This is a genomic window from Anaerococcus sp. Marseille-P3625 (assembly GCF_900232825.1).
Taxonomy (GTDB): domain Bacteria; phylum Bacillota; class Clostridia; order Tissierellales; family Peptoniphilaceae; genus Anaerococcus.
Window position 1 is genome coordinate 117794 of sequence record NZ_OCTP01000010.1, and the last position, 16544, is coordinate 134337.

A 16544-nucleotide genomic window follows, 5' to 3' on the forward strand; every position below is an offset into this window, starting at 1 on the left:
AGGGCAAATAGTTTCTTGGAAACATTTAGCTAATAATATTAATGATTTATTAAATAGAGGAGAATTTGCTAGCAACGTGGAGGTTATAGAAAGTGCCACATATGAAAGAGAAAAAATAGCAGAAAAATTATTGTATTTAAAGAGAGATCTTTCTGATGAAACTAAGGACAGATATTTAGCGATTCTTAATGATATAAAAGGAAGAGGCTTCCCAGATGAAAAAGAAAATCTCGGGAAAAAACTTGAAGATAAAAATTTTATAAATAAACTCAGAAAAGAATACGAGGTATTTTTAGAAGAATATAAGATTAATCCAGATATTTTAAGATTTCATCATTATAAATTATCTAGAATCTATAATGATATCAATGATTTAGAAATAGAAAGAAAATTATATAGGTCAAATTTAAAGGATATTGCACCTATTCAGAGTTTTATAACACAAGATGAAATAGATGAAAGCCTAAAAAGAGGAAGCGGGTTTTCTGATGGAAAGAAAAGAATATATGAATTTTTTACTGAAAAGCATGATTTAAAAGAACAAGCAGATTTCTTGAAAAATGAATATGGCGTAGGTGGAAGTTCTCATGCACTATCTGCTGCAAGAGAAAGTGGTGAGTGGCACGATGCGAAGGGAATAAAATATAATAAAGGTAATGCAAAAGAAATACTACTATCTTGGTCTAATGTTGCAAGAAGAATTAATGACCTTATTAAAAAGAATAGATATATAGATGAAGAAAGTTTTGAAGAAAATAGGGAGAAAAAAACAGATCAGGAAATCAATAAAACAGAAAAAGAAAGCCAAGAGTATATAAATTATCAAGATGATTTGCCTCCAACTGATAATGATGTATATATAGAAAGAACAAATAATAGTTCTATATATTATTATCAAGGACAGTCTGTAGCAAGTATAGGTGATGATGGAAAACTTATCATTTATGATGAATTTATACCAAACTTTTTAAAAGAAGAACTATATTCCATAGCCTTTGAAAAACAATTAGATATACCCTTAGACCAGTTAGACGATGGAATTATTCTTGAGGGAATATATGACACTTTTTATATTAAAGAAAAGGAAGAAATAGAAGGAAGAGAATATTACCTTTTAGAAAGTCAAAGTCGATATGATGATATTCCAAATATTGTAGTTAATTCTAACAAAGAAGTTATAGATGATGATATAGTAAATGGGTTTGAAGAATTTAAGGAATTTTATCCTAATAAAAATAAAGAGAATATAGGTTTTGATTTAGATAGCCATATAAAAGATGATTATTGGATAATTGAGTTTAATGAGGGTTCAAGTCTAATAGAAAAAGATTATGCAGGACAAAGGCTGACTAAAGAACTATTAGATGAAATAAGGGAAATAGATGAAAAAATAAGACTTCATAATAAGACCTTAGGAGAAGATGAGTATGGTCAGATGACTGATAAGTGGGAGGGGTATTCCAAATTCTATTTTAACCATATAGTAGATGGGAAAATAGTTGATCACTATAAGATAGACATAGGTGATGGAAACGAGATCAACCAAAGAGACTTTGAATTTTTTTATGAACAAATAGGAAAAAGTCAGATAGAACTTAATCAAACTATAGAAGAAAATAAGATAGATGAAAAAATAATTTCAATAAATGAAATTGAAGATAGAATTTTTGATGTATTAGTTAAGGATAAAGTTTTAGAAAATGAAATTATAAAGGCAAGAGAAAACTTAGGAAATAATACCTTAGCAAGTTTTAACTCTGTATTCCAAAGAGAATATGCAAAAATCATGAGAGAAGTTGCCGATAAGCAGGGAAATCTTCCAGATGATATGAAGTCAATAGATAAGGTTAAAGAATTAGGCATTAGAATAGAACATAGATATAGAGAATATTTAAATAATTCACTTGAAAACAATATAGAAGATGATAAGGAGATACTCTCTATAAAAGTGGGAGATATAGTTAGAACAGAGGATAATAAATATTTAAAAATAAAAAATATTTCTAGTGGATATGATAATAACCATAATCAAATAACATATTATTCATATGATGCCTATTTTGATAAGGACTTAAAACTATTCTCACATTCCTTTAAAGAAAGCGATTTAAAAGCTTTAGAAGTATTAAGAAATGAAGTAGAAGAAAAATTAACAAAAGAGATTGTAGAAGATAAAATAGCAGTAAAAGTAGGATTTTATTATGCTTTAGTAGATAAAGAGAAAACAAAGGATATAGAACTAGAAGAAACAGGAATTAGAGTTTATCCAAGAAAGGAAAACTCACAAGGAAAGATCTATACTTTATATAAAGGGAAATCTTTTGAAGATAGCAGAAAAATAGACAGTTTGTTTGATGAAATTACTGTCAAAATGAAAGAAGTAAACCTTACAAATTTAAATGATGTATTAGAATTGGAAAGAGAAGGATTATTTGAAATTGCTGATGATAAAGTTACAAAATTTGAGAAAGGCTATGATATAGATGTTCAAAGTTTTAATCAGCAATTTCCGGATTATTATAATGATATATATGTTTTTAATAAAAATCTTGAAATCAGTGGTGCATATCAAAATTTAGCACATATAAATGAAGAAAATAAAATTACTTTTAATATAAATTTATCGCAAGAAGAAAAATCAAAAATTGAAGAAATAAGAGATAAAAAAGAAGTTCTTTCCAAGTTAATAGATAAGGATATCAAAGAAAAAAGAGAATACTATTTTGATCCTCAAAATGAAGAATACTTACTACTATCAAAGAAAATAGAAGAAGGACTATTAAAAATCCCAGATAGTATTAAGGAGACAATCGATGGAAAAGAAGGCTTTGATGTAGAGCTAATCTTAGATATAAAAGAAAAAACTCTAAGACAAAATTTACGATACAATGGATATATTTTAAATTCTAATCAAGCTATAAAATATAAAAGTTATAAGGACATATTAAGTAACTTACCTTATTTACTTGATGACAAACATAGAAAAGTGCTTTTAAATGGATATTTAAATCAGCAAATAGAAAATGATAGAACAAGGCAAGAAGAAAATCCATTTAAAGAAGGTATGAGTATTAGATACAAAGGAAAAGAATACACTATAACCGCCATTAACGATGCTACAAGTCCTAAAACTATAGAATTAGAAGATAGCACAGGACTAATGAATGGTTTTATTACCGGAAGCGAAATAATTCTTTTTAATGACTACAAAGATCTTGATTTGGAAGTTATAAAAAAAGAGGAATTAATTCCGTTAGAAATAGAAGATTATAGTCTTTTAGGATTACCAGTTCAATTTAGAAATAAGGAATATTTAATTAAAGAAAATGAATTTAATGAAGCTGGAATGGGTAGATTAGCTTTAAGTACAATAGATAAGAGTGGTATTACTGAAGTAATATATAGTAGAGAAAGACCTGTTTCTAATATTTTTGTAAGAAAGGAAGATTTAGAAGAATATAAATCTAGTGAAAAAGATATATTAAGTAAAAAACAATCTATCGATAAAGAGGAATTAGTAGAACAAATTAGCTTTGAGGATATTGACAATAATAACGAAGAAAAAGTTAAAAAAGACAATTCAGGGCTTTTACATAAAAGCCTTGATGTAATAAATAATAAATCTTCTCTTGTTGCTGATCAGTTTATAGTAAGAGTTGATAATGAAAAGGAAGAATTTTTAGTATATAGTTCGTCTAATCCAAAAAATTATAGGGAATTTACTCTACCTTTTTCTTACCTCAAAGGAATCGACAAAATTGACGGAGATGGTAATTCATTGAAATTAACCACTCATAGAAAAGAAACTATTGATAAGAAGTTAGAAGAATATAAGGAATGGAAAGAAAATAATAATTTAATAAGGACTGATAGAGAAAATATAGAAGGGGTTTCTGAAGTTTCTTTAGAAAACTATAAAATTATTAATGAAGAAGAAAACCTACCACCTTCACAGAGATTAAAAAACAACATTGAAGCTATAAATGTCTTAAAGGCTTTAGAAAAAGAAAATAGAAGTGCAAGAAAAGATGAACAGGAAATTTTGGCAAAATATATCGGCTGGGGAGGACTTTCTGATGTATTTGATGAAGAAAAGGAAGGTCAATGGTTTGATGCAAGAAACTTTTTAAAAGAAAATCTAACTGGGGAAGAATATAATAGGGCAAGAGAATCAACCTTAACAGCTTTTTATACGCCGAAAGTAGTTATAGACGCTATCTATGAAGGTCTTTCTAATCTTGGCTTTGAAAAAGGAAATATATTAGAACCAAGTGCTGGGACAGGGAGATTTATAGGAAATCTACCTGAAGAAATGAAAGAGTCAAACTTTTATGGAGTTGAATTAGATAGCATTAGTGGACAAATTGCCAAAGAACTTTACCCTAATTCCAATATACAAATAAAAGGATTTGAAGAAACCAATTTTTCTAATAACCTATTTGATGTAGCCATAGGAAATATTCCTTTTGGAGAATTTAAAGTAGCAGATCGTGAGTATGAAAGAAATAACTTTCTAATTCACGATTATTTTTTTGCTAAAACTTTAGATAAGGTTAGGGATGGAGGCATAATTGCTTTTATAACATCTTCAGGAACAATGGATAAAAAAAGTGAAGATGTTAGAAGATATATATCGGAAAGAGCAGAGTTCTTAGGAGCAATAAGACTACCAAATACTACATTTAAAGGGGTAGCTGGAACAGAAGTAACTTCAGATATAATCTTTTTAAAAAAGAGAGATAGACTCTTAAAGATAGATGAAGACTGGGTAAAGCTAGATAAAGACGAAAAAGGACTAATATATAATAAATACTTTGTAGATAATCCTCAGATGGTAATAGGGACTATGGAAGAAATACCGTCAAGATTTGGGACAAGCCTTGTATGTATTGAAAATAAAGATATTTCTTTAGAAGAAGGACTAAAAAAAGCCATTAAAAATATCCAAGGTAGGTATGAAGAAGCTCAAATAAATGATGATTTAGGAGAAGAAACAATACCAGCTGATGATAGTGTTAAAAACTATTCTTTTGCTTTAGCGGATGATGAAATATATTTTAGAGAAAATTCAATTATGCAAAGAATATCCTTAAACCAAAAGGATAAAGATAAGGTAAAAGAATATTTAAGATTAAATGAAAGTCTAAGGAAAGTTATAACCTATCAAAAAGAAGACTATTCAGATGAAGAGATAAAAAAAGAACAAGAAAATCTAAATAAATTCTACGATGATTTCAATAGCAAACATGGAAGACTAAATTCAAAAACCAATAAAAAGTTATTTAGAGAAGATGCCAATTTTTCTTTAATTTCAACTTTGGAGAAATTAGATAAAGAAGGCAACTTTATAGGAAAATCTGATATCTTTAACAAGAGAACTATAAAAAAAGCTGTAATAATAGATCATACAGATAGGGCAATAGATGCTCTGGTACTCTCTATTAGTCAAAAAGGTAAAATAAATTTTGATTATATGGAAGAATTGACAGGAAAAACAAGAGATAAATTAATAGAAGAATTAAAGGGAGAAATATTTTTAAATTTAGATTCCTTTGAACCTAATGATATAAATCCATTTAAGTCTGCTAAGGATCTAGGAGATTTTTCAAGACCTTACGTAAGTGCTGATGAATACTTGTCAGGAAATATAAGAGATAAAATTGAAGTTGTAGACTCTTATATTAAAAACATCGAAAAAGAGTTAGGAAAGGAAGACAATCTAGAGGATGGTAAACTCTTAAAAAAAGAATTAGAAGAGTTACATTTTCAAAAAGCAAAGCTAGTGGAAGTAATGCCTAAAGCACTAGATGCAAGTGAGATTACAGTTAGAATGGGTGCAACATGGATACCGGAACAAGATTACAAAAAATTTATGTTTGATTTGTTGAAAACACCAGTTTCATCAAGGTGGAATATAGATATTAAGTATTCTGACTTTACAGGAGAATATAGAGTTGAAGGAAAAAGCTCTGATAGGGACAATGACCTTGCTTCTTTTACCTATGGCACAAATAGGGTAAATGCCTACAAATTGATAGAAGATACTTTAAATTTAAGAGATACTAAGGTATTTGACCAAGTAGAAGACAGTGATGGAAAGAAAAAATCTGTGCTTAATCAAAAAGAAACAATGCTTGCAAGAAGTAAGCAAGAGATAATAAAAGAAGAATTTAAAAGCTGGATATTTGATGATGTGGAAAGAAGAAATAGATTAGTAGAAGATTATAACGAAAGATTCAATTCCATAAGACAAAGGGAATATGATGGATCTAATCTTACTTTTGAAGGAATGAATCCTGAAATAGAATTAAGAGCACATCAAAAAGATGCCATAGCAAGAGGTTTGTTTGGTGGAAATACTTTACTTGCCCATGAAGTAGGAGCAGGAAAAACCTTTGAAATGATAGGTATAGCCATGGAGTCAAAAAGACTTGGTATGAGTAATAAGTCAATGTTTGTTGTTCCTAACCACATTGTAGAGCAATTTGGAAGAGAATTTAATGAACTTTATCCAGGAGCTAATGTATTATGTGCTACAGAAAAAGATTTTACACCAGATAGACGAAAAAGATTTTGTAGTCGTATTGCTACAGGAAGTTTTGATGCTGTTATTATAGGACACAGTCAATTTGAAAAAATTCCTATATCAAAAGAAAGACAAGAATATGAATTGCAAGGTCAAATTGATGAAATAATTGACTATATAGATGAATATAAAAGAGAAAGGGATCAAAGATTTACTGTAAAGCAATTAGAAAAAACAAAGAAAAAATTAGAGACAAAGTTAGAAAAACTAAATGCTGATTATAAGAAAGATGACGTTGTAACCTTTGAGGAACTGGGAGTAGATAAGTTATTTGTAGATGAAGCCCACGCATACAAAAACCTCTATCTATTTTCTAAAATGAGGAATGTAGCAGGAATTACTTCTACAGATTCACAAAAATCATCAGATATGCTTATGAAATGCCGCTATATGGATGAAATAACTAATAATAAAGGATTAGTATTTGCCACAGGTACACCAGTAAGCAACAGTATGGCTGAACTTTATACCATGCAGAGATATTTACAGTATGATGAATTAAAAAAGATGAAATTGCAACATTTCGATTCTTGGGCATCTACCTTTGGAGAAACAATAACGGCAATAGAATTAAATCCTGAGGGTAATGGTTATAGGAGCAAAACCAGATTTGCAAAATTTTATAATCTTCCTGAACTTATGAATACTGTAAAAGGATTTATGGATATTAAAACAGCTGATGTTTTAAATCTTCCTACACCAATTGCCCATTATGAAACTATAAAAACAAAGCCTACCGAAGAACAAAAAGAAATTCTTGAAACTTTTTCCGAGAGAGCAGATAAGGTTCGTGATAAGCAGGTAGATTCAAGTGTTGATAATATGCTATTAATAACAAATGATGGGAAGAAGATGGCATTAGATCAAAGATTAATCAATCCTTTACTTCCTGATGATCCTAATAGTAAGGTGAATGCCTGTGTAAGCAATGTATTTAGCATTTTGGATAAATATAAAGATAAAAAATCTGCTCAATTAATATTTTGTGATATGTCTACACCAAGTAGTGATTTTAATATCTATGATGATATTAAAACAAAACTTATAGATATGGGAGTACCTGAAAATGAAATAGAATTTATTCATAAGGCAAAAAACAATATGGAAAAAGACGCTATCTTTGATAAGGTAAGAAAGGGAGAAATAAGAGTCTTACTTGGTTCAACACAGAAAATGGGAGCAGGTACTAATGCCCAAGACAAGCTAATTGCAATCCACGATCTTGATATACCATGGAGACCTGCTGATCTTTCTCAAAGGGCAGGCAGGATTGTGAGGCAGGGAAATGAGAATAAGGAAGTCCATATATTTAGATATGTAACAGAAAATACTTTTGATGCCTACCTATTCCAAACCTTAGAGAATAAACAAAAATATATTTCCCAAATTATGACGTCAAAGACTCCTGTAAGAGTTGCAGAAGATGTAGACGAAGCCACATTAAACTATGCCGAAATCAAAGCTCTTGCAACAGGAAATCCATTAATAAAGGAGAAGATGGACCTTGATGTTGAAGTTTCTAAACTTAAAATGCTAGAGTCCAATTTTAAATCAAATCTTTACAAGCTGGAAGATAAAGTAGTTAAATTTTATCCAAAGGAAATAGAAAGATTAAAAGAAAGGATAGAGAACTTAAAGGAAGATATTAAAAATGTTGAGCCTTATAGAGAAGTAGATAAAAATTTAAAAGAAGATAATAAATTTACCTCTCTAATTATTGACGGCAAGAAGTATATAGATAAGAAAATAGCTGGAGAGTTTTTGTTGAACAAAATTAAGGGAGTTAAAATATATAGGGAAATGGATAAAGATGGAGAAAAAATAGGTGAATATAGAAATTTTGTTTTATCCATAAAATATGATTCTTTTTTCAATAAATATAACTTTATATTAAAAGGTAAGGGAGAATATAGAGGAGAGTTTGGAACAGATGAAATAGGTAATATAACAAGAATGGATAATGTATTAGATAAATTACCTGAACGATTGGAAGATACAATTTCCAAACTAAAAGATACAGAAGAACAGTTTCAAACAGCCAAAATTGAAATACAAAAAACTTTTCCTCAGGCTGAACTTTTAAAGGATAAGAGCCTAAGACTTGCAGAAGTAAATAGTTTACTAGATATGGGAAAAAGTGAAGATATAAGCCAAGACAATCCATTACTTGAAGAAGTAAAGGAAGAATTGATAGACTTCCTTAACAGAGAATATGATGAAGAAAATAGGCTAGAGGACTTTGATACTATATTTCCTGACTTAACAGATATAGGAGTAGCTTATACAACTACACCAGATGAAAAACATGAAATACAAGTAAGTTTAGATTTAATAAATTACAAGATGAACACCTATGTAGATAAGAACCTAATTGACAGCTTTCAATACACCTATGATCCCTTAGATGCAAGTGATTTAAAAGAGCTAGTACAGATAAAGACATCTATTGGCTTTTGGAATTTTAGTGAGCTTGTATCAGTAAATGAAGAAAAACTGAGAGAAGTAATGGGACTTGAAATAGATGATGATGGCAACTTCTATGATCCATTATCTAAAGATATGGATTTAGATGGAATAATAGATAGAAATGATGCTGACTTTAGAGATAGTAAAGTGCAGGAAATAGGAGATTTTGAAAGGAAAGAAAAAACATCTATTATGGATAAATTAAAGGAATATAAGGGAAATTTAGTAGTAAATAATAATATAAAAGAAATAAATAATAGTGAACCATGTGGCAGATAAAACTTTAAATGAGATTATTAGAGGACAAAGAATATGGAATTTGATAGAGATAGATTTAATGAATTTATTCGAGAAAATTTTTCTTTTGATGGTAATACTCAAAGAATAATCAACAATATAGTTGAATATGGAATTAAAAATTTTGCCGATTCAGAAGATAAATTAGTTGAATTTATTCAGACTACAATTGATGATCCAACAGTTGAAGAAATAAAACAATTTATTATTAGTGATGGAAAGGAAGAAGAAATAAAAGATTTAACAGATAAGAAAGATAAAAATAGAAATGGAGGAATAAAAATGAATATAAAAAAGGGAAATGTAATTGAAACTGAATTTGGAGACACTATGGTATTGGATGTGAAAGATAATCAAGCTACCTTATTTGACGGGAAGCAATTTATTTTAGCCACAGGAGTAGAGTTTAACAAAGAAAGTGGAAAGTATGAATGGGATTCTGTTAGATACGCAAGTGATATAAAAACAATAGCAAATATGGAAAATACAAATTTTGAAAGCATGAAAAATACAATAGATTTTTTAGCAGAATATAATCATAAAGAATTTGTAAAAGGTATTATATCTCTTGAAACAGGAGTAGAAAATGAAAATGTTCTTAATAATGCCTATGATAATTATATGAACGATTCAGTTATGGGGCTTATTGATGAAAAGTTTATTGAATATATAGACGAAGAAGAGTTAAAAGAAAATTTAGAAGTTAATCAAGAACAAGGAGATAAAGAAATGAAAGATATAGATAATAAAGAAAAGGATACATTAAATATAGATGGAAATATAGCAACTGATATAGAAATTAAAGATTTAAAATCAAAAGATGGGAGGGACTTTAAAGTAGCCTCCTTTTCTATTGCTGAAAATGACAAGGAAGGAAATGCAAAATTCATCAGCTGCTACGCCTATAATGACAAAATCAATCAAGTAAAAAATTTGAAAAAAGGAGATTTTGTACACCTATTTGGAAAAGAAAAGAAAAGTATGGGAAAGGATAATAAGGAATACACAAGTCTAAAAGTATACTCTGCAAAGTTATTAAAAGCTAAAGAGCATACTAAAGCAAAAGCATCAACAATAGGGAAATTAAAGGAATTTAAGACTAAAGGGAATATGAAAGTGGATGAAAAGAAGAAAAAGGATAATAGCATAGAAAGGTAAAAGATTATAGGGGGCAGGTTTTAGTCTGCCTCCTGTATTTTTTTATTGGTTGTCTTTAAGGGAAAATGATTGGTCATATTGAAAAATATCAGCCACATCCTATCAGGAGGGCTGATACACAAAACTTTTCACACTACCGGAGAACTGATACACCAGATCCTTACTTATATAATTCATTATAAATATACTTATCAGTATTCTTTCTTAATTGAGTCAATTCATTTATCAATATATTCTCGTTGGCGTAGTCATCCATAAGAATATCTTTTTTATTTTTGTATTCATCATATAATTTTGACAACTCTTTTATACTTGGATTTTTATATTGACACTTTTCTAAAGCATTTATTGCTTTTTCATATGCGATAATTTGAGGCTTATATTCACTATAAAAATCTTTATCATTTGGATTTTCTTTATAGGTTTTATAGATAACCTTATTTATTTTTATTGTGTTAATGTTTTCAATAGCTACGTAAATTTCGCTCATAACTTTTTCAACATCTTTAATTTTATTTAGGATTTCTTGCCTATTAACAGCCTCTTCTTGGAGTTTAGTTTCCAAATCCATACTAGATGATAGACCGTATTTTCTAAGCTGATTTAAGGTCTTCGCCATAGTATTCATGTTATGCTTTCTTGCCCATATTTCATAACCTTTAGAAGATTTAACCTTTTCATTACTTTCTATGTCTATTATATTATCAAATTTCTTATAAGATTTTTTATCATAACAAATTTTGTTATTTTTGTAATTTTTATTTACCTTATTTTCAATTCTCTCTTTTATTTTCTCTTTTGTATAATCTTTTCCAAGAGTAGTTTCCCTCGCACGAATGAATCGCCCTTTTTCTCCTTGTTTTTTATGCCTGAAAGAAAGATATTTTCCAAGTTTAATTTCATAGCCATATTCTTCCATAAGCTTTAAGAAATTCTCATAGCTATTTGCTTTATTAATTGTATGATCAATAGCGATTTGAAGTTTATGTTTCCAAGATTTTCCTTTCTTAAATTCAATATATTCTTTATAGGATTTACCATTGGTTTTATACTTTTCCTTAAATTTTACATAATCTTCATCTATAACTGATAGCTTATACTTTCTACATAAATTATCACTATGATTTCTAATTTGGTGATAAGTTTTTTTGTTACTTTGATATGCTTTACCAGTCTCAAAAGAAACATTATTAAATAGTATATGGTTGTGAATATGTCCCTTATCTATATGGGTAGTAAGAACATATTCATACTTTCCTTTTAAGATTTTTTCGCATAGTTCTATTCCTATTTGATGAGCCTCTTCAGCAGTAGTTTCTCCAGGGAAAAAAGATTGAATTAAATGTCTTGCCAAAATTTTTGCTTTAGAATTACATTCTATTTTTGTTTGTTCAAATTCTAAATGAGCAGTTATAGGGTTACAGTTTAGGGAGGAAATTAGAATTTTTCCATCTGTTTTATCACTATTCATAATATAATCAAGTGCTGCTTTTAAAGTGGATTTTATAGGATGAATTTTAGTAATTGCCATTATTCTTTCTCAGTATTTATGCTATTAGAATTAGTAAGAGAGTATATTTTTTTACGTATAGAGAAAATATCTTTTGCCTGATTTTCTAATAAGCTTTTTAAATCTTCTACATCATCTTTATATATAATTGATGTAGTATTTACCCTTTTAGCAATTTGATTTATATTATTTGAAGTACGACTTATATTTGTTGACATTTCACGAAAGACATCCATATCTAATACATAAATATCTTTTTCTAAAATACATTTCATAATAAATTGTCTAAGAGTTTTACACTTAGATGCTTTATATTTTTCATTTAGCAATTCTAACTCCTCATCAGATAACATTAAATAGATTCCGTTATTTCTAAATCTACTTGTCATAATTTAACCTCCTCGTATATTATAGTTGTAGTAATAAAATACTACATTTTATTTTCAATCCCTCTTTCTTACGGGATAATAATTATGAAGATAGAGCTCGTAGTAAACCTCATTGAAGTCCGTCTACCTAATAAATTTATTAATAGAAATAAAAAAGAAAAACCTGTAAATTCAAGTAGGATAACTTGACTTACAGGTTTAATTTATTCTATATATTTCGTCTGGAAATCTCCTGATTTAATTTTTTATTGCTTATATTTTATCACTTTTTGAGATAATATTCAAGTTTACGTTGGGGCTATTATAAGAGTTTGTTGATGAATTTAATTATTATAAATTTAGGGGGTTGGGGATATTCCCCAACAAGTAAAATGGAAAAAAATAAGCGATATAATCGTAGTATTCTTATTTCATTTTTAGTAAGTGCATATGCACTTACTGTGCTTGCTATTTTTGCTATTTTTGCTATTTTTGTTTAATAAAAATACACTATTTTATGATAACTTGAATTTTAAAAAAATAAAAAATTTACTTTGAAATAGATACTTTTACAACTATAATAATATGTATGATGTTAAAAAATATTTTAAATTATCATATTTAAAAATATTTAATTAAATTCTTAGTTACTAACAATTTAAGAGGGGGAGAAATTTATTTTACACAGGGGATTTGCTGAAGAAAATTATTTAGAAGCCATATATATTTTATCTTTGGAAAATGAAGAGGTTAGAAATATAGACATTGCTAACTATTTGGATTACAAAAGACCGACGGTTACAAGAATGCTAAAAAAACTTGACAATAAAGGCAGGATAATTTATGGAGATGATAAAATAGTTCGTTTAACAGACGAATCAAAAATATTTTGTGAAAAGATGTATAAAAAACATATGTATCTTACTAGCGTATTCATTAAACTTGGAGTTAATCCTAAACAAGCAGAAAGTGAAGCTTGTCTTATAGAACACGTTATATCAGATGAAACGTTTAAAAAATTAAAAAAACATTTTAATGAAACCTTATAATGAATAGCATAGATAACTTTTAAATAAGTTTTTTATGCTGTTTTTTTTAATTATTTAACAAAAAATATTTTAAAAGGTGAATTTATGTCAAAAAATTTTGAAATGCTAAATAAAGAATTAGACGAAAATAATATTAAAGCTAGTCTTGTTATATTTCCGTTTGCAGGAGGTGGAGTATCTGCATTTAGAAATTGGAAATATGAATTTGAAGATGTAAGGGTATTTGTTGCTCAATATCCAGGAAGAGAAAATAGATTTTCTGAAAAGGCTACAAGTGATATTAATATTTTAGTTGAAACATTATTCAATGATATGAAAGAAAATTTTGATTTTGGAAAACCTTACTATTTATTTGGACACAGTATGGGAACAAAAATTGTTTATGAAATAGCCTTAAAGATCAAAAATTCAAGTTATGAAAATCCAAGAGGAATAATAATTTCAGGTGGACGTGCTCCAGTGTATAAAGAACCAAATCCAATCTATCACCTTGATGACGAAGGTTTTATAGAAGGGCTAAGAAGATATGAGGGAACCCCGAAAGAGATATTAGATAATAAAGAATTGATTTCAATTTTTTTACCGACACTTAGAGCAGATTTTGTAATAGACGAAGACTATCAAGATACAAAACATGAAAAATTAGAAAGTCCCATACTTGGCCTTATGGGAGATAAAGATCAAGAAATGAAATTAGAAGAACTTAAAAAATGGCAAGATTATACAACAAAAGAATTCGTCTATAAATATATAGATGGCAAGCATATGTTTGTAAATACATCAACTGATATGGTTATAAGGGAAATAAAAAGCTATATTAATGAAAACGTTAAAAATAATTAAAATTACAGAACTAACAAAATTTGACATTAATGAGGTAGTTCAATTTATACATGATGATTGTATAGCAGTAGTTGCTGTAGAAACAAATAGTTATGGAATTATAAGTGAATGTATTCCATATTTAAGTAAAGATCAAATTGAAATTATGTGGAAGTATAGAAAAGAAAGTGACAGAATTAATTATGCTGTAACAAAAGCAATAGTAAACTTGCTATTTTCTAAAATTGAGAAACTAAAATGCGAAGAGATTAGATGGCGTTATGGTAAATATAATAAACCATATATTAGAAATCATTTGAATTTACATTTTAATATATCACATACCACAGGATTTTCAATAGTAGCCTTCTCAAGAAATGATATAGGAGTTGATATTGAAAATATAGAAAGAAATATAGATTATAGTGAAATTAAGAATAATTTTTTTATTAACAATGAAAAAATATTAGGTTTGAAAGACTTTTACAAATATTGGGTTTCTAAAGAAGCTTATTTAAAATATAAAGGAGTCGGCTTAATTCAAAATTTGGAAACAGTTGATGTTATTAATAAAAATAATAATGTAATGAAAGTTATAGATAAAGAAAATAATATTCAAAAGGAGATTTTGATTTTTGAAAAAGAAAAATTTGTTTTTGCGTTATGCTATTAAAAAGGTAGGGCAAATATTATGAATTTAGAGATTAAGAGACAATTAATCAACTTTTATGATAAAGATGTTTGGGAGCATCTAACTGTTGGCGAACATTTGAAAATGTGGTCAAATACATACGCCGATAGAGTAGCAGTTGTAGATGAAAATGAAGAATTGACATATAGACAACTTAAAGATGAAGTGGATTGTTATGCTAATGGACTTTTAAATCAAGGATTCTGTAAGGGAGATAAAGTATTATTTCAACTTCCTAATAGTAAAGAATTCATTATAATTTTATTTGCAATGATGAGTATAGGAGTGATTCCTGTAATTATCTTGATGGGTCATAGATATTCAGAAGTTAAGGGAATTTTAAATAAAACAAATGCAAAAGCATATATTGGAATTAACAGGTACTTAGGATTTTCATATGAAGATATGGTGTCTAATATTATAGAAGATACGAAAGAAGATATACAAGTTTATTTGATTGGCGAAACAGAGAAATATGAGAAATTATGTGCTTTAAGACAAAATAGAAAAAATAAATTTGTTGAAGAATTAGATTATAAGGAAACTGCTATATTTTTATTGTCAGGAGGAACAACAGGCTTTCCGAAACTAATACCTAATAGGCATTGTGAATTTATATATTTAGCAAAAGAACTGGCAAATGCAACAGATATGAATGAAGATACAGTGTATTTGGCAGCTTTACCTATGAGCCATAAATTTGCACTTTGTTGTCCGGGAATGATTGGGACATTGTCAAAAGGTGGTAAGGTGGTTACTTGTAGAGTATCCAGTCCTGATGAAATAATACCCTTGATTGAGGAACAGGAAGTTAGCATTATGGCATTGGTACCTACTTTAGCTAATATGTGTATAGAATATCTTAAAAATGATGATGCTGATATCAGCAGTTTGAAGTATATACAGATAGGTGGATCTGTTCTTGATTCTAACTTAGCAAAAAAGATTCAGGAAGAATTTAATTGTAAATTATTGCAATTGTATGGCATGAGTGAGTCGTTGATTACTTGCTCTAGGGTTTTGGACGATGATTATGACAGATTACATACTCAAGGGAAGAAGTTAAGTGAGTTTGACGAAGCTCGTATTGTTGATGAAAACGGGAAAGAGGTTCCTGATGGAGATTTTGGAGAGCTAATAGTTAGGGGACCATATACTATTTTGGAATATTATGATTCATCAAAACTAAATGATACTCAGTTTACAGAAGAATGCTTTTTAAGAACAGGAGATAGAGCCGCTAAGTTATATGGAGACAATTATAAAATTGTTGGTCGTGTGTTGGAGATTATAAATCGTGCTGGAGAAAAAATAGTTCCTTCTGAGTTGGAAAATATTTTGCTTACAAATAAGAATATTAGAGAAGTGCAAATTGTTGGCATACCCGATGAGACTCTCGGAGAAAAAATAGGTGTATTTATTTTGAAGGGGAGTACCGTTCTTACACTTAGAGATATAAGGAATTATTTGGTAGAAAGAGGACTTGCTTCTTTTAAGTTACCGGATGAAGTACAGTATGTTGATCAATGGCCATTAACAAGCGTTGGAAAGGTAGATAAAAGTAAATTAAAACAACAAATGATTAAATAGATAAGGA

The 16544-nt window shown here is 28.5% G+C and carries 9 protein-coding genes; 7 read left to right on the plus strand and 2 right to left on the minus strand.

Annotated elements, in window-relative coordinates:
- Window positions 1–76: 76 nt before the first annotated feature.
- Window positions 77–9331, plus strand: a complete 9255-nt coding sequence (locus CS884_RS01875) for an SNF2-related protein (protein WP_374220158.1) — start codon at window positions 77–79, stop codon at window positions 9329–9331.
- 33 nt (window positions 9332–9364) lie between these two features.
- Complete coding sequence (locus CS884_RS01880; protein ID WP_019107253.1) at window positions 9365–10507, plus strand: transposase; 1143 nt, start codon at window positions 9365–9367, stop codon at window positions 10505–10507.
- A 160-nt stretch (window positions 10508–10667) separates the two neighbouring features.
- On the opposite strand, the gene CS884_RS01885 is transcribed toward CS884_RS01880, so the two are convergent.
- Complete coding sequence (locus tag CS884_RS01885; protein WP_099320400.1) at window positions 10668–12038, minus strand: relaxase/mobilization nuclease domain-containing protein; 1371 nt, start codon at window positions 12036–12038, stop codon at window positions 10668–10670.
- A complete protein-coding gene (mobC, locus tag CS884_RS01890; protein WP_035111045.1) occupies window positions 12038–12406 on the minus strand; it encodes a plasmid mobilization relaxosome protein MobC in 369 nt (122 codons plus the stop codon). Before mobC ends, CS884_RS01885 begins: the two co-directional genes overlap by 1 nt.
- Window positions 12407–12723: 317 nt before the next feature.
- Here mobC and CS884_RS10570 point away from each other — a divergent pair, with 317 nt between their 5' ends.
- From CS884_RS10570 to CS884_RS01910, 5 genes are all read left to right on the plus strand, one after another.
- A complete protein-coding gene (locus CS884_RS10570) occupies window positions 12724–12885 on the plus strand; it encodes a hypothetical protein (protein WP_180753286.1) in 162 nt (53 codons plus the stop codon).
- 177 nt (window positions 12886–13062) lie between these two features.
- Window positions 13063–13434 carry a metal-dependent transcriptional regulator gene (locus CS884_RS01895; RefSeq protein ID WP_099320401.1) on the plus strand — a complete coding sequence of 124 codons (372 nt, stop codon included), beginning with the start codon at window positions 13063–13065 and terminating at the stop codon, window positions 13432–13434.
- A gap of 84 nt (window positions 13435–13518) precedes the next feature.
- On the plus strand, window positions 13519–14277 hold the full coding sequence (locus CS884_RS01900; protein WP_099320402.1) for a thioesterase II family protein: 759 nt from the start codon (window positions 13519–13521) through the stop codon (window positions 14275–14277).
- Window positions 14255–14929 carry a 4'-phosphopantetheinyl transferase superfamily protein gene (locus tag CS884_RS01905; RefSeq protein ID WP_036764335.1) on the plus strand — a complete coding sequence of 225 codons (675 nt, stop codon included), beginning with the start codon at window positions 14255–14257 and terminating at the stop codon, window positions 14927–14929. The genes CS884_RS01900 and CS884_RS01905 overlap by 23 nt, the downstream gene beginning before the upstream one ends.
- Before the next feature lie 18 nt (window positions 14930–14947).
- Window positions 14948–16537: an AMP-binding protein gene (locus tag CS884_RS01910; protein ID WP_099320403.1), complete on the plus strand. Its 1590-nt coding sequence runs from the start codon at window positions 14948–14950 to the stop codon at window positions 16535–16537.
- Window positions 16538–16544: the final 7 nt, after the last annotated feature.